Source organism: Brevundimonas sp., from assembly GCF_035999125.1.
Lineage (GTDB): Bacteria > Pseudomonadota > Alphaproteobacteria > Caulobacterales > Caulobacteraceae > Brevundimonas.
Genome location: NZ_DASYGX010000006.1, coordinates 285,351 through 304,364, shown reverse-complemented (window position 1 = coordinate 304,364; position 19,014 = coordinate 285,351). Strand labels below are relative to the sequence as shown.

Annotated in this window: 20 protein-coding genes; 6 read left to right on the top strand and 14 right to left on the bottom strand. The window is 69.9% G+C overall.

Annotated features, from left to right (window positions below; translation table 11 throughout):
* Positions 1-66: 66 nt before the first annotated feature.
* From VGN45_RS05420 to VGN45_RS05405, 4 genes are read right to left on the bottom strand one after another with little or no spacing between them, the layout of a single operon-like run.
* Positions 67-204: an entericidin A/B family lipoprotein gene (locus VGN45_RS05420; protein ID WP_327460147.1), complete on the bottom strand. Its 138-nt coding sequence runs from the start codon at positions 202-204 to the stop codon at positions 67-69.
* 42 nt (positions 205-246) lie between these two features.
* Positions 247-1,923 carry a sensor histidine kinase gene (locus VGN45_RS05415; protein WP_327460146.1) on the bottom strand — a complete coding sequence of 559 codons (1,677 nt, stop codon included), beginning with the start codon at positions 1,921-1,923 and terminating at the stop codon, positions 247-249.
* A gap of 4 nt (positions 1,924-1,927) precedes the next feature.
* Positions 1,928-2,533, bottom strand: coding sequence for a sigma-70 family RNA polymerase sigma factor (locus VGN45_RS05410; protein ID WP_327460145.1), 606 nt, complete (start codon positions 2,531-2,533; stop codon positions 1,928-1,930).
* Positions 2,530-2,739: a NepR family anti-sigma factor gene (locus VGN45_RS05405; RefSeq protein WP_327460144.1), complete on the bottom strand. Its 210-nt coding sequence runs from the start codon at positions 2,737-2,739 to the stop codon at positions 2,530-2,532. The genes VGN45_RS05410 and VGN45_RS05405 overlap by 4 nt, the downstream gene beginning before the upstream one ends.
* Positions 2,740-2,935: 196 nt before the next feature.
* Between VGN45_RS05405 and VGN45_RS05400 the strand changes: the two genes are divergently transcribed.
* The 3 genes from VGN45_RS05400 to VGN45_RS05390 all read left to right on the top strand — a co-directional run bounded on the left by VGN45_RS05400 (position 2,936) and on the right by VGN45_RS05390 (position 5,396).
* On the top strand, positions 2,936-3,724 hold the full coding sequence (locus VGN45_RS05400) for a response regulator (RefSeq protein WP_327460142.1): 789 nt from the start codon (positions 2,936-2,938) through the stop codon (positions 3,722-3,724).
* Between the two features lie 228 nt (positions 3,725-3,952).
* Entirely contained in the window at positions 3,953-4,969 is a 1,017-nt protein-coding gene (locus VGN45_RS05395) for an NADP-dependent oxidoreductase (protein ID WP_327460140.1), read from the top strand.
* Positions 4,970-4,988: 19 nt separating this feature from the next.
* Complete coding sequence (locus VGN45_RS05390) at positions 4,989-5,396, top strand: acyl dehydratase (protein WP_327460138.1); 408 nt, start codon at positions 4,989-4,991, stop codon at positions 5,394-5,396.
* 73 nt (positions 5,397-5,469) lie between these two features.
* Here VGN45_RS05390 and VGN45_RS05385 read toward each other — a convergent pair whose 3' ends face one another.
* Positions 5,470-6,276, bottom strand: a complete 807-nt coding sequence (locus tag VGN45_RS05385) for a SapC family protein (RefSeq protein ID WP_327460135.1) — start codon at positions 6,274-6,276, stop codon at positions 5,470-5,472.
* A gap of 96 nt (positions 6,277-6,372) precedes the next feature.
* Positions 6,373-8,409: a TonB-dependent receptor domain-containing protein gene (locus tag VGN45_RS05380; protein WP_327460134.1), complete on the bottom strand. Its 2,037-nt coding sequence runs from the start codon at positions 8,407-8,409 to the stop codon at positions 6,373-6,375.
* Between the two features lie 79 nt (positions 8,410-8,488).
* Between VGN45_RS05380 and VGN45_RS05375 the strand changes: the two genes are divergently transcribed.
* Positions 8,489-8,971 carry a Fur family transcriptional regulator gene (locus tag VGN45_RS05375; RefSeq protein ID WP_327460132.1) on the top strand — a complete coding sequence of 161 codons (483 nt, stop codon included), beginning with the start codon at positions 8,489-8,491 and terminating at the stop codon, positions 8,969-8,971.
* Between the two features lie 6 nt (positions 8,972-8,977).
* Here the strand turns inward: VGN45_RS05375 and VGN45_RS05370 are convergent, their stop codons facing one another.
* The 3 genes from VGN45_RS05370 to VGN45_RS05360 form a co-directional block, all read right to left on the bottom strand.
* Entirely contained in the window at positions 8,978-10,018 is a 1,041-nt protein-coding gene (locus VGN45_RS05370) for an alpha/beta hydrolase (RefSeq protein ID WP_327460130.1), read from the bottom strand.
* Positions 10,015-10,944 (bottom strand): methyltransferase, encoded by a 930-nt coding sequence (locus VGN45_RS05365; protein ID WP_327460128.1) that lies wholly within the window; start codon positions 10,942-10,944, stop codon positions 10,015-10,017. The genes VGN45_RS05370 and VGN45_RS05365 overlap by 4 nt, the downstream gene beginning before the upstream one ends.
* A gap of 98 nt (positions 10,945-11,042) precedes the next feature.
* Entirely contained in the window at positions 11,043-11,780 is a 738-nt protein-coding gene (locus VGN45_RS05360) for a methyltransferase (RefSeq protein WP_327460126.1), read from the bottom strand.
* A 226-nt stretch (positions 11,781-12,006) separates the two neighbouring features.
* Between VGN45_RS05360 and VGN45_RS05355 the strand changes: the two genes are divergently transcribed.
* Entirely contained in the window at positions 12,007-12,468 is a 462-nt protein-coding gene (locus VGN45_RS05355; RefSeq protein ID WP_327460124.1) for an Hsp20 family protein, read from the top strand.
* A 56-nt stretch (positions 12,469-12,524) separates the two neighbouring features.
* Here the strand turns inward: VGN45_RS05355 and VGN45_RS05350 are convergent, their stop codons facing one another.
* From VGN45_RS05350 to VGN45_RS05330, 5 genes are read right to left on the bottom strand one after another with little or no spacing between them, the layout of a single operon-like run.
* Positions 12,525-13,730, bottom strand: a complete 1,206-nt coding sequence (locus VGN45_RS05350; protein ID WP_327460122.1) for a pentapeptide repeat-containing protein — start codon at positions 13,728-13,730, stop codon at positions 12,525-12,527.
* On the bottom strand, positions 13,727-14,968 hold the full coding sequence (locus VGN45_RS05345; RefSeq protein ID WP_327460120.1) for a pentapeptide repeat-containing protein: 1,242 nt from the start codon (positions 14,966-14,968) through the stop codon (positions 13,727-13,729). The genes VGN45_RS05350 and VGN45_RS05345 overlap by 4 nt, the downstream gene beginning before the upstream one ends.
* Before the next feature lie 50 nt (positions 14,969-15,018).
* Complete coding sequence (locus VGN45_RS05340; RefSeq protein WP_327460118.1) at positions 15,019-15,642, bottom strand: bifunctional diaminohydroxyphosphoribosylaminopyrimidine deaminase/5-amino-6-(5-phosphoribosylamino)uracil reductase RibD; 624 nt, start codon at positions 15,640-15,642, stop codon at positions 15,019-15,021.
* On the bottom strand, positions 15,639-16,355 hold the full coding sequence (gpmA, locus tag VGN45_RS05335) for a 2,3-diphosphoglycerate-dependent phosphoglycerate mutase (protein ID WP_327460116.1): 717 nt from the start codon (positions 16,353-16,355) through the stop codon (positions 15,639-15,641). The genes VGN45_RS05340 and gpmA overlap by 4 nt, the downstream gene beginning before the upstream one ends.
* 48 nt (positions 16,356-16,403) lie before the next feature.
* Positions 16,404-17,474 (bottom strand): serine hydrolase domain-containing protein, encoded by a 1,071-nt coding sequence (locus tag VGN45_RS05330; RefSeq protein ID WP_327460114.1) that lies wholly within the window; start codon positions 17,472-17,474, stop codon positions 16,404-16,406.
* A gap of 79 nt (positions 17,475-17,553) precedes the next feature.
* Between VGN45_RS05330 and VGN45_RS05325 the strand changes: the two genes are divergently transcribed.
* On the top strand, positions 17,554-18,990 hold the full coding sequence (locus VGN45_RS05325; protein ID WP_327460112.1) for a phosphomannomutase/phosphoglucomutase: 1,437 nt from the start codon (positions 17,554-17,556) through the stop codon (positions 18,988-18,990).
* The last annotated feature ends 24 nt before the right edge of the window (positions 18,991-19,014 follow it).

Below are 19,014 nucleotides of genomic sequence, written 5' to 3'. Positions count from 1 at the left end.
GCCGTTGGGGCCGGCGGGGCCTCGTCTTCACACGGGCGGGCCAGCGCCCATGTGGCCACTCGGAAGTCAGTCGGCGGCGTCTTCCGCGGCGTCGGTGACGGCGTCGCCGGCGGCCGAGGCGTCGCGACCCACGCCGGCGACGGTGTTGCACGCGGCCGTGGTCAGGGCGGCTGCGGCGCTCAGAATGACGAACAGCTTGCGCATCTTAGGGCTCCTGGGAGGGATGTCGCAAAGGAAACGCCGGTTTCAGCCGGCGGTTCCCGAGGCGCGCTCGCCCGGCGTCGCGAAGGTCATGCGCACCAACGCGCCCCCCACCGGCGAACCCAGAACCTCCGTCTCGCCCCGCAGCTGTTTGGCGAAGGCGGCCATCAAGGTGCGCCCGACGCCGGTGGCCGACGCCGTGTTCAGACCGGGCCCGTCGTCCTCGACTTCCAGCACGCTGGTTTCGCCGTCGACGCGGAAGCGCACGGCCAAACTGCGCCCGCCGCCGGCGGCGAAGGCGTGCTTCTGGGCGTTGGACACCGCCTCGACCAGCCACAGGGCCATGGGCGCCAGCTTGTCGGGATCGACGATCAGGGAGTCGGCTTCGACGGAACTGTCGACGATCTGTCCGCGCCCCGCCTGGTCCGCCACCATCTGGCCGACGAGGGCGTTCAGGAAGTCTCGCATGTCGGCCCGGCCCAGATCCTCGGCCTGGTAGAGGGTTCGGTAGATCAGGGCGAGGGCGGAGATGCGCTGACGCGTGTCGCCCAAGGCGGTCTTGGCCGCGGGGTCGCTCACCGTGCGCTGCTGCATGCTCAGCAGGGACGAGATGATCTGCAGATTGTTCTTCACCCGATGGTGGATCTCGCGCATCAGCGCGTCCTTTTCCTCCAGGGCCTGGGTCAGCGACCTGTCGCGCATGGTGACGCCGTCGGCCAGGTCGTCCAGCGTCCGCGCCAGGGAGCGTATCTCGGTCGGCGCCGCCGCGGCCTGGATCGGTCGCACGGACAACCGGCCGCGGGCATGGATCGCCGCCACGCGCTGAAGATAGTCCAGCCAGCGGATCACGAACCTCTCGGACAGCGCCATGACCGCCACGAACGCGGCCAGCCAGACGCCGATCGGCAGAAGAAAGGCGCCGAGCGGATTCAACAAGGCCCAGGACCACATACTCGGCGCCGGGGCGGCGTAGAGAACGTGCAACTCCTGATCAATCAGCGAGGCGCGCACGAACACCTTCCCGTCGCGCTCGACGACCATGGCCTGCCCGGTGTCGGCGGGCGGCGGCGTGCGGGCCGGCACGTCCCGGAAGGTCGTGGGGTCGGTGGCGGCCAGAACCCGGCCGTCAGGGGTGACCAGCGCCGCCTGTGTTCCCTCCGGCAGATTGCGAAGATCGCGTCTCGGCAGGAGCTGGGTCAGCGGCACGACCACCGCCGTCGCGCCGTCGAAGGCGCCGAGCGGCCGCTCGAGCCGAAGGGCGACGACGAGACCGGAGCGACCCGACCCCACCGGTGCGGCGACCACGCGTCGTCCTTGCCGCAGGTCGTCGATCCAGGGCCCCGACGCGGGCGCCGCCGCGGAGCCGCAGAGCAGCGCCCCATCGGATCCATAGCGGGCCAAACCGTCGTAGTTGGCCAGCCGCACGTCGACCGCGTCCAGCCGCGCCGGACAGCCCTGCCCCACGCCTTCGAGCGCCAACACTTCGAGCAGGGCAGCCGTGGACTGCACCCGCCCCATCTGGTCGGCGACGCTGCGCTCCGCGGCGAGACGCAGAACCTCGCGGCGCTCGTCTGACTGTTGGCGAAAGTCCGCCTGGGCCTGGAAGGCGCTGAGGGCGAGGAACGGCAGCAGAGCCAGACCCAGCGCCGCACCCAAACGAAAGCGGATGCCCTGAAAGCGGGGCCGCAGCCTGCCCCGGAACAATCGACCGCGCGGGGTCACGCGGTCAGGTCCGCAACGGGCCGCTCAACCGATCCGCATCGGCGAGGATGGAGCGCATGGCGTCGCCCGCCGCCCGGCCGTCGCGCGCGTACCCGCCGGTTTCCAGGATGCCGAGCAGCGACCGACGCGCACGGCTGACGCGGCTCTTCACGGTGCCGACGGCGCACTGGCAAATCTCCGCAGCCTCCTCGTAAGCGAAGCCCCCGGCGCCGACCAGGATCAGTGCCTCGCGCTGCTCGGCGGGCAAGGAATCCAAAGCCTGACGCAGTTCGTCCAGCGCCACCGGGGCCTCCGGGTCGTCGACGGCGACCAGAGTGCGCTCGGCCGCCTCTTGGTCCAGCTGCGACTGCCGCCAGGACCGGCGTTTCTCCGAATAGAACTGGTTGCGCAGGATCATGAAGGTCCAGGCCTTCATGTTGGTGCCCATCTGATAGCTGGCGCGTGCGTCCCAGGCCTTCATCAGGGCGTCCTGGGCCAGGTCATCGGCGGAGGTGGCGTCGCCCGTCAGCGTGCGCGCGAAGGCGCGCAGGTGCGGGATCAGCGTCACCAGTTGGGCCTTGAATCCTTCATCGTCGCTGGACGGAGGCTTGGGAGCCGTCGAACCCCTCACGAGCGATCGCCCCCCGAGCCTTCGCGGCCGTCCGCGCGGCGCAGGATTTCCAGGAAGTCGTCCGGCACGGGCTCGTTCACCACTTCCTCGAACATATGGCGCAGGCGCACGCCGATCGCCTGCTGGCGCAGTCGAGCTTCTTCCAACTTGGGTTCCTTACGCGTCTTGCCGCCGCGCGCGCGCGGGGCGTCCTGCTCTTCGCTCATGTCTTTCGGCATGTCGCCGCCCCGATTCTGAACCTCCGCAACGCCGCCGAAAGACGCGGGTTCCCAAAAACGCACATTTCAATGACGCGCGCTTCCTTTCGCGTGGAACCCGCGCCCATCTGCCACGTTCAAAATGGTTGCAACGCCGCTTCACATCCAACGGCGAGGCGATTTCTATCGTCGGGGATCCAAGAACATGAGCCTTTTGGCCAGACTCGCGCCGCACCTGCCCTATGTCCGACGCTATGCGCGGGCGCTCACCGGGGACCAGGCGACGGGCGACAACTATGTGCGGGTGGCTTTGGAGGCTTTGGCGGCGGGCGAGCGACAGCTGTCTCCCGACATGACGCCGCGGGTCGCGCTGTATCATGTGTTCCACGCCATCTGGTCGACGACCGGCGCACAACTGGAGCCGATCGAGACGGACGAGACCGACGCGGGTCGCCGCCTGATGCGCATCTCGCCTCGTTCGCGGCAAGCGTTCCTGCTGACGGCGCTGGAAGGCTTCACGCCGTCGGAGGCCGCACAGATTCTGGGCGCCGACGCCCACGCCGTCGAGGGCTTGATCGCCGAAGCCCAGTCCGACATCGACGCCGAACTGGCCACCGACGTGCTGATCATCGAGGACGAGGCCATCATCTCGGCCGACATCGAAAGCCTGGTCCGCGAACTGGGTCATCGGGTCACCGGCACGGCGACCACGCACGACGAGGCGGTCGACGCCGTCGCCCGTCACCGTCCGGGTCTGGTGCTGGCGGACATCCAGCTGGCCGACGGCTCGTCGGGGATCGACGCGGTCAAGGACATCCTGAAGCGGTTCGACGTGCCGGTGATCTTCATCACGGCCTTCCCCGAGCGCCTGCTGACCGGCGAACGCCCGGAACCGACCTTCCTGATCACCAAACCGTTCCAGCCGGAAACGGTGAAGGCGGCGATCAGCCAGGCGCTGTTCTTCCACCCCGCCCGCCAGAAAGAGGCCGCCTGAAAATAATTTCGCCGGCGAGGGGAACCGGGTTTCGGGCCGGACATTCTCACACTGCGGAGGCGGCGACGCCCCCCCGACACGAGACTGGAGAGATCCAGTCTGTCGCCTCCGCACCTCATTCTCGATGATGCGACCTCGGGCGGGATCGGAAACGATCCCGCCCTTTTTCTTGCCTCGCGGGCGGGGGCGGCTAAGGTCCGTGGCGAAAAGCAACGCAGGAGCGCCGTCATGCCGTCCGTCAGCCGCCAATGGGTTCTTCGCGCCCGCCCGCAGGGCCTGATCCAGCAGGGCGATCTTGAACTGGTCGAGGCTCCGCTCGCCGAGGTCGGCGACGGCCAGATCCGCGTGCGTACCATCTATCTGTCCCTGGACCCCACCAACCGCACCTGGATGAACGACACGGCCGGCTACCTGCCGCCGGTCGGTCTCGGCGACGTGATGCGGGGCCTGACGCTGGGCGTCGTCGAGGACAGCCGGTCGGATCGCTTCGCCGTCGGCGACCTGGTGACCACGGCGGCGGGCGGATGGGCCGATCACGCAGTGATCGACGCCGGCGCCGCCTCACGTGTCCATCGTGTCCCCGGACTGCCGCTGACGGCCAACATGTCGGTCATGGGCATGACCGGCATGACCGCCTGGTTCGGGGTCACGGACGTGCTCCAGCCAAAGGCCGGCGAGACGGTCGTCATCTCCGCCGCCGCCGGGGCGGTGGGCTCGATCGCCGGCCAGGTGGCCAAGGCGCACGGCGCGCGGGTCATCGGCATCGCCGGCGGGCCGGACAAGTGCCGCTGGCTGACCGACGAGCTCGGGTTCGACGCCGCCATCGACTACAAGAGCGAGGACGTGGGGGAGACTCTGGACCGGCTGGCCCCGGACGGCGTGGAGATGAATTTCGAGAACGTCGGCGGCGACATCATGCTGGCGGTGTTCAATCGCCTGAAGATCCACGGGCGCATGGCGGTGTGCGGTCTGATCTCGGCCTACAACGCCACGCGGCGCCCGCCGTCGCCGGACTTCAGCCGCCTGATCACCCACCGCCTGCGCGTGCAGGGCTTCCTGGTCATGGACTATGCGCCGCGCGCCAAGGAGATGGTCGCGGGCATGGGGCCCATGCTGGCCGACGGCCGCATCAAGTGGAAGGTGCACGTCGACGACGGCCTCGAAGGCGCGGTCGACAGTCTGAACCGCTTGTTCACCGGATCGCACGACGGCAAGCTGCTGGTGCGGGTCTCGGAAGAGCCCTGACCACAGACCCCGGGGCCCGATGACCGAACCGCTGCACGTCCACTACGAGGATCTGTCGACCGGCGAGGTCATCCCCCTTGGGGCCTGCGCCGCCGACGGCGACATGGTCGCCGCCTTCGCCGAGAAGTTCGTGCCCGGCTGGGACGTGGAGGGCGGCGCGCCCGACGCGCTGATCTATGCGCTGTGGAGCCGGCTTTTCGGCGAGAAGGCGCGCGGGTGGGCCCAGACCAAGGTGCTGGCGATCGATGGCCTGCGCTTTATGCGCAATCCGCCTACGGGTGAACTGCTGCGCGGGCGAATGACCGTGATGGGCAAGGATCCCGTCGGCGACGACAAGGGCATCGTCATCGCCCAGCACGATCTGCTGGACGAGGGCGGGAGGCTGGTCTTCTCGTGCCTAACGCGGGCGGTGTTTGCTCGAAGGTGAGCCGAAACGCGAAACGGCGGCCGATCGGCCGCCGTTTCTTCAACTCAAGAAGCCAAAAAGGCTCCTGACGGGATCAGGCGTTCGCCGACGTAGGCATGGCCGCGGCGCGGGCGAAGGTCATGGCGATCAGTCGGTCCCAGCCCAGCAGCGAAGTCAGGTGGGCATAAATCTGGCCGAGGGCGCCGTTGTCGCGCAGCTCCGCCAGCTTCTCGGCCGGCAGGGCGCGCAGCTTGTCTTCGGAAACCGCATAGTATTCGGCGATCTTCTGAGCCTCGCCGGCGGGCTGACCTGCGACGTCGCGGGGGGTGAAGGTCGCCTCGCGGATTTCCAACAGATCCAGCTCCTTCAACAGACCGACGAAGGACTCGGTGCGCAGACGCTCCTGCTCGAAGCTGTTGCAGAACTCCATGGCCTGTTGGGTGAAGGCGCTGGGCTGACCGTCGGTGAACAGGGGCTGAGCGCCGCCCTCCTTCACGAACGGCGCGTCGCGATCGATGCAGAGGATCAGCCGCTGCTGGGTCTCGTCGTTGGCGAAGACGAACGGATAGCGGCGAACGTACGCAGGAATGTAGGCCTCGGCCTTGAACAGTCCGTCGTCGCCGACGAACAGGTTCTGATCCGGACGCAGGCCCATGACCGCCACCGGCTGGCGCTGGTCCCCGACGAAGATCACGGGATAAGACAGCGCCGCCGGCGCGAACTCGGTCACGGTCACCGGCACGATGTGCGACTTGGCCACGAAGGCATAGGGTTTTTCAGCCTGTTCGATGCCCAACCCGCCGTGGTTCTCCACCGAAAGGGGTTCGGGCTTGCCGTAGAACAGGACGGTGCCGGCGAGTTGGCCGGACATCTGGCCGGTCTGCATGTTGGTGTCGGTCATGGAGGCGGGGAACGCTCTGGAAAGGGACGGAAGGCGGGCCTTCTAGCCCAAGGCCGCGCGGGCGGCAAACGCCGCCGCCCGCCACGGGAAAAGGCCTCAGAAGCGGTAGGCCGCGCCGATCCGCAGGTTTCGTCCGGGCGAGGGCGCCAGATCCTTCAGGAAGCTGGTGTGCTCGCGGACTTCCTCGTCCGTCAGGTTCTTGGCCTCGGCGAACAGGATCAGTCCGTCCTCACGCGGCGCCCAGCCCAGATAGAGGTCGGCGGTGGTGTGGCCGTCGGTCGGCAGTTCGAAGGCCGCGACGCGGTCTTGCTCTCCGACGCGACGTACCTGACCGCGCACGGTCCATGGGCCCATCTCCAGCTCGGCGCCCGCTCGCAAAGACCACGACGGGATGCGGGCGGGCGGGCCCAGATCGGTCTCGCCGCGCACGACGTCGTAGCCCAGCTCCAGCGTCAGAGCATCCGCCCCGCGTTCCCACGCCCGGTACCCCAGCTCGGCCTCCAGCCCGCGGAAGGTCGCGTCGGTCTGGACGTACTCGAAGATTCCCAGCTCGCTGTCGACGTCCTCGACCCCGGTGGGCGCGAGATCGATGAAGCCGTCGTAGTCGGCGTTGAACACGTGCAGATCGACCGTCAGCGGGCCGCGGTCCCAGTGCAGCGTGCCCTCCAGCGAGGTGACCTCTTCTTCCTCCAGATCGGCGTCGCCGACCTCGAAGGCTCGGGTGGCGACGTGCGGCCCCTCGGCGAACAGCTCGGCCTCGGTCGGCGCGCGGCCGTTGCGTGCCAGGGACAGGCCCAGGAACAGGTCGTCCGTCGGCTTGAAGTAGGCGCCCAGCGACGCCGAGACGGTCGAAAAGTCTCGGGCGCCGACCGCACTGTCCAGCTCCTTCGAGTCGAACCGCAGGCCGCCCTCCAGACCCCAGCCGCCGTAGTCGAGGCGCTGAAGCGTGTAGACGCCGATCTCCGAAATGTCCGTCTGAGGCACGTAGGCCTCGTCGCCCTGGGCGTCGAAGTCGCGCTTCAGGCCCTGGACGCCGAACGCCCCGTCCCAGCCGCCGCGGCGGACCTGAACCAGCTCCAGCCGGCCCTCGACGCCTTCGGACGTGAAGACCGTGCCGACCTCATCGCCCTCGAACTCGGTGTGGGTATAGTCGGCATAGGCCGCCGAACCGCGCAGACGGGCGAAGGGCCCGGACGGCATTCGCAGCTCGCCGCGCAGGTCGTATCGCGTCTGCTCCAGGCCGATGGTGACCAGTTCCTCTTCGACGGCCGGCGGGGCCAGAGGATCGTCTTCGTGCTCGTGGCCGGGAACGCCGTAGTCGGTTTCGGTGCGCTTCACAGACCCACCGACGAAGCCCCAGTCGCCGATCCAGGACAGGCCGGCTCCATAGGCCGACAGATCGACGAAGCTGTTCTCCAGAGTGGTGCCGCCGGTATCCTCGAACGTCTCACCTTCGGCTTCCAGCTGTCGACGGGATTCGGCGGGCACGGGAATGTCGTAGTCGCCGGCTTCGCGCCGGAAGCCGTCCAAAGTGAAGACCAGCGGCCCCGCGGCGAAGGCGCCGCGCGCGCCGAAGCTCAAGCCGTCGTCGACGGTGGACGTCTGAGCCCAGGCGCGGCCGTCGGCGCCGCCGACCGGACGCTGCTCGGCGATGCGGCCGTCGATGACGTTGACCACGCCGCCTATCGCCGAGCCGCCGTAGGCCAGGGTCTGGGGTCCGCGCAGCACCTCGATCCGGTTCGCCTCACCCGGGTCGGCGGCGACCTGATGATCGGGCGACAGGGCGCTGGCGTCGATCAGGCCCAGGCCGTTGGTCAGCACCTGGACGCGCGGGCCGGCCAGACCGCGGATCACGGGACGGCCGGCCCCGGCCGCGAAAGCCGTGGACCGCACGCCCGGAAGACCGTTCAGCACGTCGCCCAGAGAAGTGGAGGGTGCGGTGGTCAGGTCCTCGTCGTCCAGCACATCGACGGCGATGTTCGTGGCCTGGCGCGCGACGCCGTAGGGGGCGGCGGTGACGACGACGTCGTCCACGCGGGTGACGGGGCCTGTCGGATCCTGGGCGAGAGCGGCGGCGGGGATCAGCGCGATCGCGGAGACGGTCAGGGCGAGGGGAAGGCGGGACTGGATCATGCGAAAAACGTTATGAGATAACATCACGCTCCGTCAAGCGTAGTTGCCCCGCGCGCGAACACGCCTTAGCTGAGTGACGATGGACGGATGCGGTCACGACCATGCCGAACTGCGGTTGAAGCCTGCGGCCGTGCGCGCGGCCCTGGCGGTCGCGGAGGCGGGCTGCCTGGCCGACGGCGAGCGCATGACGGCCCCGCGGCGGCGGGTTCTGGAGCTTCTTCTGGCCGCCGGAGAGCCGGTGAAGGCCTATGACCTGATCGCCGCCTATGGCCGTGACGGCGAGGCCGCCAAGCCGCCCACAGTCTATCGCGCGCTGGAGTTTCTGGAGCGGCGCGGTCTGGCGCACCGCATCGCCTCGCTCAGCGCCTACGTCGCCTGTTCGCACGGGGACGCGGGGCACGCGGCGGCGTTTCTGATCTGCGACTGCTGCGGGGCGACGGCGGAGATCGGCGTCGGGGCCGGCGCGCAGATTTCGGCCAGCGCCGCGGACCTGGGCTTTTCGATCCAGCGCGCGACGGTGGAAGCGCACGGCCTGTGCGCCCGCTGCCGGCCCGACGCCTGAGCGACGTCAGGCGACTTCGGAAGAGACCTCAGACGCGACGGGCTCGGGGATCGGCGACAGATCCTCAACCGGCGAGACGTAGGCCGCCAGAGCGTCGAACTCCTGCAGGAAGACCGCACGCAGGTCATCGGTCTCCATGATGACCTCATGCTTCGATCCCGGCACTTCGACGTAACGGCCCCGACCCATGCGCTTGGCGGCCCATTTGTTGGTCTGTTTCCAGATGCGGTCGTCGTCGGCCGGCTGGACGACGCAGACGGGCATCTTCACCGCCTTCAGCGCCTTGGGCTTCAGCGTCCGCTCGCCCAGATCGATGGCGAAGGCCAGCCAGCCCCAGGTCGGACCGCCGACCGCCAGGTGCGGGCAGGCGTAAAGCTGTTGCCGCCACAGCTCGTAGCGAGCCTCGTCTGACGTCAGGGCGTCCTTTTCGAAGGTGTGCTCGAACGGATCGTCCGGATCGTCCAGCACATAGTCGCCGGCCTTGCCGTGCCGCAGGTTCCAGCGGACGGCCAGCTTGACCGACCACATCGATCGCTTGCCGGTCTTGATCCGCAGCATGGGCGCGCTGAGCAGGGCGCCGCCGAAACGGCTCTCGCCCGCCTGAAGCGTCGCCAGGTTCAGCGCCGCGCCCATAGAATGCCCGACCATCACCCAGGGGCGCGGCGCCGTCGCCTCGTGAGCGTCAAGAAGGCGGGCGAAGTCGTCCAGATACTCCTCGACCGCGCGGGCGTGGCCCTTCAGGCGGTCCGGCAGCAGGCGGGCCGAAAGGCCTTGTCCGCGCCAGTCGTGCGCCAGAACGCACCAGCCGCGCGCCAGGAAGTTGCCGATCAGTTCGAAATACTTCTCGATCGGCTCGGTCCGGCCCGGGCTGAGCACGACGGTGCCGCGGGGGCGGGCGCCCATCAGGGCCGAGGGCCGCCAAAAGGCCGCGCGCAGGCGCAGACCGCCGGCGCCGCGGTACCAGCTGCCCTCACCGCCCGCAGGGGCGGCGGCGCCGGGAACGCCCATCAAGGGGGCATTGGCGGCATAGGCGGCGGCTCGGTTCACTCAGGCTTCCTGAACTTCAAGGTCATGCGGTCGCTTTCGCCGATCGCGTCGAAGGGGGCACGATCGAAGTCGGGGTCCGGCGGCTCTCCCACCGGCGCCGTCAGACGCATGGGGGCCAGGGTGTCGACGCCGAAGGGATGGTCCTTGTCGTCTTCCGGATTGGCGTTGATCTCCGACGCCGAGACGAAGACGAAGCCGGCCTCGGCGGCCAGCTGGCGGACGAAGGCCTCCTGCACATAGCCGCTGGCGGCCACGGGGTCCTGATCCTGCTCCGGGCCCAGACGATGCTGCTCGACGCCCAGAATCGCGCCCGGCCGCATCGCGGCGAAGGCGTCGGCGAAGGCCTTTTCGGCGATGCCCGCGGCCATCCAGGCGTGCAGTGTGCGCATGAACAGCACCATGTCGACGGACCCGGGATCGGCGATGGGCCCGCTGGTCGCGCCGAACTCGGAGAAGACCACCTCGCCGTACAGGCGACGATCCGAGCCGAACCGCGTCTGATAGGCCGCGTTCAACGCCGCCTGGGCCGGATCGGCGCCCGCGCCGCTCTGGAACCCGACGGCGACGTAGCGCCCGCCGCCTTCCTTCAGGTACGGTGCCAGGATCTCGCTGTACCAGCCGCTGCCCGGCCAGAAGTCGGCGACCGTCATCCGCGGCTGGAGCCCGAAGAAGCGCAGCGTCTCCATCGGATGACGCCATTCGTCCCGTGCGCGGTCCTGGGCCCGCCAGGCGCCGGTCACCGCCCATTCCAGCGATCCGCGCGGCGGTCCGTTCGGGGCCTCAGGCTCGGCCTTTTCCTCGCGGCGGCCGCAGCCGGCGAGTCCGGCCATGACGACCGCCGCCGCGCCGGACAACAGGGCACGACGATCGACGGCGGGCGCTTTCCGCTCCGACCCCGCTCGCTCGCCTCTGGTCCGGTCAGCCATGGCCCAATCCCCACCAGCCTCGACGCGCAAGGCCTCCGCGCGCCGAAGCGACCGGCTTAGAGGGCTTCGCCGCGTGGGTCAAAGTGGGATCGCGACGCTCATTCCGGCTTTCGGAAACGCAGGGTCATGCGGTCGCTTTCGCCGATCGCGTCGAACTCCGTCCTCTGCTCCGGCGTGATCTGGCAGCCGTCCTCAGGCCCGCGCCTGACAGGGGGCAGGGTCCAGACGCCGCAGGGATGATCACGGTCGTCCTTGGCGTTGGCGTTCAGCTCGCTGCGCGCGTCCAGAACGAAGCCGGCCTTTTCCGCGGCCGCAATGACATAGGCCTCGGAGACGTACCCGGTGGCGGCCGTGGCGTCCGGGTCCGCCCCTTCAGGCGCCCTGTGTTGCTCCACCGCCAGGACGCCGCCGGGTTTCAGCGCCGTGAAGAACAGGGCCATCAGATCATCGGTCCGGCCCGCCCGGTGCCAGTTGTGGAAGGAGCGCGCGACCAGGACGAAATCGGCACTGCCGTCCGGGACGCCCAGCCCCCCCTGTATCCGATCGACTGGGAAGTAAGCGCCGCCCGTGGCCGCCGAATAAGGCTCCAGGATGTGGCGCCACCATCCGCCCGCGCCCGGAGCGATCTCGACCACATTCATCCCCGGCTCCAGGCCCCAGAAGGTCAGGCTCTCGTAAGGGCGGCGGAAGGCGTCGCGGGCGCGGTCGGCGGCCGGGCGCGTCTCTGAGGCGACGGCGGCGCGCAGGGCGGCGTCTTCCTGAGCCTGGGCGGAGGCGGCGACGGGAACGGCCAGGGCGAGGGCGGCGGCGATCGGGGCGAGCGGGGTCAGGCGCATCGAGGTCGTCTCCGGTGAAAGGGCGTCACGTCTTCTAGGGCGCCCGCGCGCCCAGGGACAGGCGCCTCTTGACGCAGCGACGGCGCTTCCCAAATCCCGTGATGAGGACGCCGACGTCGGGTCCTCCGGACCGGACGGGGCCTGCGGGACCGACCGGGACGCACCCCCCGCCGTCCGGGCAAATCGCCGGGCGGTTCACCCTTGCTGACCTTTCAGGAGGCTGACCATGCGTACCTTCGACTTCACCCCTCTCTATCGTTCCGCCGTCGGTTTCGACCGCCTGGCCGCCATGCTGGAAAACGCCGCGCGGACCAGCGAGCAGGGCTGGCCGCCCTACAACATCCAGTCGACCGGCGAAAACCAGTACCGCATCGAGGTCGCCGTGGCGGGCTTCGGCCCCGACGAGCTGACCGTCGAGGTCAAGGAGAACCTGCTGACCGTCACCGGCCGCAAGACGGCCAACGACGACGGCGAGCGGACCTATCTGCACCGCGGCCTGGCCGAGCGCGACTTCGAGCGCCGCTTCCAGCTGGCCGACTATGTCGTGGTCAAGACCGCCGATCTGGCCAACGGCCTGCTGACCGTCGACCTGGCGCGCGAGCTGCCCGAGGCGCTGAAGGCGCGCCGCATCGAGATCGGCGCCGGCGCCGGCAAGCTGATCGAAGGCAAGGCCGGCAAGGCGGCCTGACAGGGCTGAAGAAGACGATCGAGGGGCGGCGGCGACGTCGCCCCTTTTTCTTGCCGTCAGGCCACCGCGGCGGAGAGCAGCGCTTCGGGCGGCAGTTCGTCGGCGCCCCGGAAATCGGCGTCGTCCAGACGCGCGCCCGTGAAGTCCGCACCGTGAAGCCTGGCCCAACGCAGGGAGGCGCCGCTCAGATCGACCGGCATGGTCCGCCCACCGCCCAGCGGCAGAGGCGCCAGGATCGCGCCGCGCAGATCGGCTTGACTGAGCAGGGCGCCGCCCAGTCGCGCGCCCCTCAGATCGGCCCCGCGAAGATCGACGCCCCGCAGATCGGCGCCCTCGAGATTCGCCCCCTGCAAGCCGACGCCCGTCAGATCCATTCCCACCATGCAGGCTCCGCGAGCCGTCAAGGCCGCAAGCTTGAGCCCCTTGAAGCCCGCGCCGACCGGGCGCAGATCCTCATCGTCGAAGTCGGGCGGCGATCCGAAGACGCCCCCGCTTTCCGTCCACGCGTTTCCGTCCAGCGCGGCCTCACGATGCGACTTCGCCTTGGCGACGGCCTCCGCTGTGGGCGCCCGCACGACGCCGGTCATGTCCGCTCGCTCGGTCGTGGCGCCCTCGATGGCCACGTCGGTCAGCACCGCGCCGACCAGCTTGGCTCCGGACAGGTTGGCGCCGGACACCGCCGCGCCTTCCAGCAAGGCGCCGGAAAGATCGGCTTCCTTGAGGTTGGCGCCCGTCAACTGCGCCCCCGCCATGGCGCAGTCGGTGAAGTCGACCTTGAAGGCCGACAGGCCGCTCATCTCCGCACCGGCCAGGCGCGCGCCCGAAAAGCTGGCTCCGTCCGCCACGCCGCGCCGCGTCTCTCGCGTCGCCTGCGCCAGGCCCTTGGTCGCATGGGGAACGGCGATGACGCCTTCGCGGAAATCCGCCTTGGTCAGGTCCGCGCGGTTCAGGGTCGCGCCACGCAGGCAAGCCCCCCTCAGATCCGCTCGGGTCAGGTCGGCTCCGGTGAAATCCGCGCCCTTCATGTCGCAGCAGAAGAAGACCGCACGGGCCAGTCGGGCGCCCTTGAGTCGCGCGCCTTCGAACGAGCAGCCGCTGAACTCCGCGTCGTCCAGACGCCGTCCCGACAGATCCAGCCCCCGCAGGTCCATGAACTTCAGCGCCATGCGCCGCCCGCCGGCCCGCCCCTCGACCAGACGCTCGTGCGCGGTCATCAGCATGTCCAGGTCGCCCTGGGCAAGGGCGCGACGGGAAAACGTCATGCGGCAGCTCCAGCCAGAGGTGAGACGAGGCCCTGGGCGCCGTCCAGTCGCGCCCGCTTCAGGTCGGCGCCGGTCAGGACCGCGCGGCGCAGGTCGGCCCGCGACAGATCGGCCCCGCGCAGGCAGGCGTCGGTGAGGTCGGCGGCCAGCAGGCGGTCGGCGGCGATCATGAGCGGGCCCAGCTGGGCCTCGCGCAGATCCGCTCCGTTCAGCCGGGCGCCCTTCAGCCGGGCGCCGCGCAAGTCTGCCCGGCGCAGGTTGCAAGCCCTGAGGTCGGCGTTCTCGAGGTGCGCGCCCTGCAGCTGCACCCCCTCCATGTCCAGGCCGTAGAAGACGGCGCCTTTGGCCGACAGGGCGGTCAGGTTCAACCCGCCGATGGATTTCAGCGCGCGAAGATCGACGCCGTCGAACACGGACGGACGACCGTCACGGCCTCCGGTCTCGCACCACTGCGCATGCTCACGCAGCATTTCGGCGGCGGGCATCTTGCTGACCGGAGCCGCACATGAACGGTCGTCGGTCAGGGCCCCGTCCATGTTGGCGCCGTCCGTCCGCCACATCGCGGCGGTGACGCCGATCAGCACGGCGTCGCGCAGGTCGGCCCCGGAAAGATCGGCTCCGGACAGATCGGCCCCGGCCAGATCGGCGCCGCGGAAGCTGGCCTGTTTCAGGTTTGCGCGGACAAGCTTGCAGTCCTTCATCACCGCGTCGGTGAAGTCGGCCTGAATGGCGATGACGCCGCCCATCTTTGACCGCTGCAGATTCGCCCCCACCAGACAGGCGCCGTGCGCCTGGGTAACCTCGTCGCCGTCGCGCCGACGCGCCTCGACGATGCGATAGCCCTTCTGAGCGTCGGCGGCGGCGATGGCGCCTTCCCGCAAGTCGGCCTCGAACAGGTCGGCGCCGGACAGGTCGGCGCCGCGCAGGCAGGCGCCGCGCAGGTCGGCGCGCCTCAGGCTGGCGTCGACGAGCACCGCGTCCTGCAGGTCCGTGCCGAAGAAGGTCGCGTTGTCCAGCCGTGTCCCGGTCAGATCGCAGCCGATCATGGCCGCCGCAGCGAAATCGGCGTCGGCGAGGTTTCGGCCCTTCAGACTGAGCCCCGACAAATCCATCCAGGCGAAGACGGCCCGGGCGCCGCCGGGCCGGGCCTGCCACAGGCGGTCGTGCCGGGCGCAGATGGCGTCCAGCTCCTCCTGCGTCAGACGACGCCTGATGACCTCCGGGGCGACTTCTCCCATGTCGCCACAGTGGCGAAACAGGCTTAAAAAAGCGTTGGAAGTCCGCGCCTTCAGGCGGTCAACAAGCCTTGCTCGGCCAACGCGTCCGCGAGCTCGCCGGGCTCAACCCAAACGCGTGTGTACCCGGCTTCTCCCAGCCTTTTCAGCTCGGTGGCCAAGTCCGCCTTGGGCGAGGCGGCGAGGCGGGCGTCGAAGCCCTCGCCGCCGTTCGACAGCCGCACCATGGGCCGCCCCGTCTCCACCCGGTGAAGGTAACCCTCGTAGAGCACCGCCGCGCGGTCGGCCAGGACGCCGGTCTCGACCTCCAGCCCCGCCTTGCGCAGCTTCTCGACGCCTCGGCCGGCCGCGAACGGCGACGGATCGACGGCCGCCACCACGACCCGCGCCACGCCCGCGTTGAGCAGGAACTGCGAACAGGAGGTGCGGCCCGAGGACCGGGCGCCGCAGGGCTCCATGGTGACGTAGGCCGTGGCGCCGCGCGCCAGATCTCCGGCCGTCGGCACGGCCTGCTCCTCCGCATGAGGCCGACCGCCGTCGGCCGTCGCGGCCTCGGCGATCACGACGTCGTCCCTCACGATGACGCAGGCGACCGCAGGGTTCGGCCACGTGCGGCCCATCTGGGCCGTGGCCAGCTCGACGGCACGGGCCATCCAGCGTTCGTCGGCGGCGCTCACGCGGCGCCCTCCGGCAGCGGCGTGGCGCGGTCGGCGTCCAGATAGCGGGCGGCGACTGGCTTCAGGTCGGCGTCCAGATCCATCTCCAGCGGATTGCCGGTGGGGATCTCGACATCCACGATCCGGTCGTTCGGCACGTCGAACAGATGCTTGACGATGGCGCGCAGGCTGTTGCCGTGGGCGGCGATCAGCACGTCCTCGCCGGCCTTGAGCCGGGGGGCGATCTCCGCGTCCCAGTACGGCACGACCCTTTCCAGCGTGGTCTTCAGGCTTTCGGTGGCCGGAATGTCATGGCCGGCATAGCGGGCGTCGGCGGCGAAATCGAACTCGCCGCCCGGCTCCAGCGGCGGAGGCGGCACGTCATAGCTGCGGCGCCAGACCTTGACCTGATCCTCGCCGTGCGTCTCGGCCGTCTCGGCCTTGTTCAGTCCCGTCAGCCCGCCGTAGTGGCGCTCGTTCAGCCGCCAGTCGGCGACGACCGGCACGTCCTTCAGTCCCGCGGCCTGCAGCGCCAGCGCGCCCGTCCGCTTCGCCCGCGTCAGCACCGATGTGAACATCACGGCCGGAGTGAAGCCCGCCTCGGCCAGCAGTTCGCCCGCGCGCCGTCCTTCAGCCTCGCCCTTGTCGGTCAGGTCGACGTCGACCCAGCCGGTGAAGCGGTTCTCGAGGTTCCACCGGCTCTGGCCGTGGCGCAACAGGACGAGGCGGGGCATGGGCGTCTCCGTTCAGTCGCGCCGGGGTAGGACCCGGGTCCGGCCGGGTCAAGCGGCCGGGCTGGAGCCCCGCCCCTCATCGCACGCCACCGCCGCCAGCAGATCGACGCTCAATCCCTGCCCCGACCACGTCTGACCGAGGTCCAAGGCGCCGTCGTCGGTCCAGATCACCAGGGCGGCGTTCAGGTCGGGCATCAGGAAGTTCCGCACCTGCACCCCGCCGATCGCGCCCTGACGCTCCACCACGCGCGTCTTGATCCCGCAGCCCGGCAGCTGGACCTCATAGACCCAGACCGCCAGTCCGCCGTAGCCCGTCTCCGGCCCGGCCTTCCACATCTCCACACGCGCGGCGTCGGAGATCAGGCCTCCGTCCATGAGGGCCTGGTCGAAGGCCAGCATGGCCCCGACGCCGCCGTACAGGTCACCTGCGGGACCATAGGTCGAGACGTCGACGGGCGGCTCGGCCATGTCGCCGTCGAACGCCTCCGACCGCGCGCCCGGCGCCGCCGGCTCCAGCGAGGCGAGGCCGAGCGGCTCCTTGATCCGCGTGCGCACCAGATCGGCCCAGCTTCGGCCGGTGACCGCTTCCAGCACCGCGCCGAGCAGCAGGTAGTCGCAGTTGTTGTAGGTGAAGCCGGCGCCGACGGCGGCCCGAGGCGAGGCGGCGCAGACCGCGCGCCAGTCGCCGCCCGTCTGATAGAAGTCCGGCATGCCGTCGCCGTCCAGGTCGGGGGAGGCGTTGAGGTCGGCCAGTCCGGAGGTGTGCATCAGCAGCTGGCGCAGGGTGGCGTCCCCATTCACCGTCCAGTCGGGCAGATAGCTCGACACCGGCGCGTCCAGCGACAGCCGACCGGCATCGACCTCCTGCAGCACCAGCACCGCCGTCACCGCCTTGGTCACCGACGCCCAGCGGACGGGCAGCCAAGGGTTCTCGCCGCCTCGGCTGCTCCAGGAATAGTGGGCGGCATTCCCGCCCCGGCGCGCCCCGACGATGCCGGAGAAGCCGCCGGGCACCGCGTCCAGTCGCTGGACGATCGCGGGAATGGACGGCGGCACGGCCCAGGCCGGCGTCGCGCAAAGCGCGATCAGGGCCGCAAACACGGCGGACAGGCGACGCATGAGGACCTCCCGATGATCGCCGACGCTAGCCGCAACCGGGCCGCTTGTCTCGCCGGCCGCGCCTGATAAGGCCTGACGCATGCTCCATCCCTCCGGTTTCCGCGAATACGACGCCCGCTGGCTGTGGGGGGATCAGGTCGACGCCGACGGCTTGCGCGCCGTCGGGCGCGCCTTCGCCGCCCTGGCCCGCGAGCGGGGCGTCGCCCGCGTCGTGGTGGGGCACGACTGGAGGTCGTATTCGGAAGCGGTGAAGGCGGCCCTGATCGAGGGGCTGGTCGAGGGCGGGCTGACCGTGCTGGACGTCGGCCTGTGCCTGACGCCCATGGCCTATTTCGCGCAAACCTGGCTGGAGGCGCCGGGCGTGGCGATGGTCACGGCCAGCCACAACCCGAACGGCTGGACCGGGGTCAAGATGGGGCTGGAGCCGCCCCTCACCTTCGGACCGGACGACATGGCGGCGTTGAAGACCCTGGCCTTGGGCGGCGGCGCCGAGTCGGCGCCGGGCGGATCGGTCGAACGCGTCGAAGGTCTGGCCCAAGCCTGGATCGCAGACCTGGCGTCGCGGGTGCGGCTGGACCGGCCGCTGAAGGTCGTCTGCGCCTGCGGCAACGGCACGGCCGGCGCCTTCGCGCCCACCGCCCTGCGCGCCATGGGGGCGGAGGTGGTCGAGATGGATTGCGATCTGGACTGGACCTTCCCGCGCCATGATCCGAACCCGGAGGATCGCGGGATGCTGTCCGAGATCAGCCGCCGCGTGATCGACGCCGGGGCCGATCTCGGGCTGGGATTCGACGGCGACGGCGATCGCTGCGGGGTGGTGGACGATCGGGGCGACCCGATCTTCGCCGACAAGATGGGCCTGTTGCTCGCCCGCGGTCTGGCGCCGGATCACCCCGGCGCACGCTTCGTCGTCGACGTGAAGTCCACGGGCCTGTTCGACGCCGACCCGGTGCTGGCGGCCAACGGCTGCGTCGTCGACTGGTGGATGACCGGGCACAGCCACATGAAGCGGCGCGTGGCGACAAAGGGCGCCCTGATGGGGTTCGAGAAGTCCGGCCATTTCTTCCCGGCCGCGCCCTTGGGGCGGGGCTACGACGACGGCGTGGCGACGGCCGGACTGGTGATGGATCTGGTGACGCGCGCGGGGCGGACGCTGTCGGCTCTGCGCGAAGACCTGGCCCCGGCGTGGACCAGCCTGACCATGAGCCCGCACTGCGCCGACGAAACCAAATACGACGTGGTGGCGCGCCTGACGGCGGAGTTCGAGGCCGATCGGACGACGGGCCGGACGATCCTCGGCCGACGCATCGTCGACGTCGTGACCATCAACGGCGCACGGGTAAAGCTGGAGGACGGATCGTGGCTGCTTGTGCGCGCGTCGTCGAACAAGCCGGAACTGGTCGTCGTGGTCGAAAGCCTGCGCTCCGAACACGACATGCGAGCCCTATTCCATGAGGTCATGAAGCTCCGGTTGGCGAGCCATCCGGAAGTCGGCGCCTTCAACCAGGAAGTCTGAGCCCTTTGACCGCCAAGCGTTGGC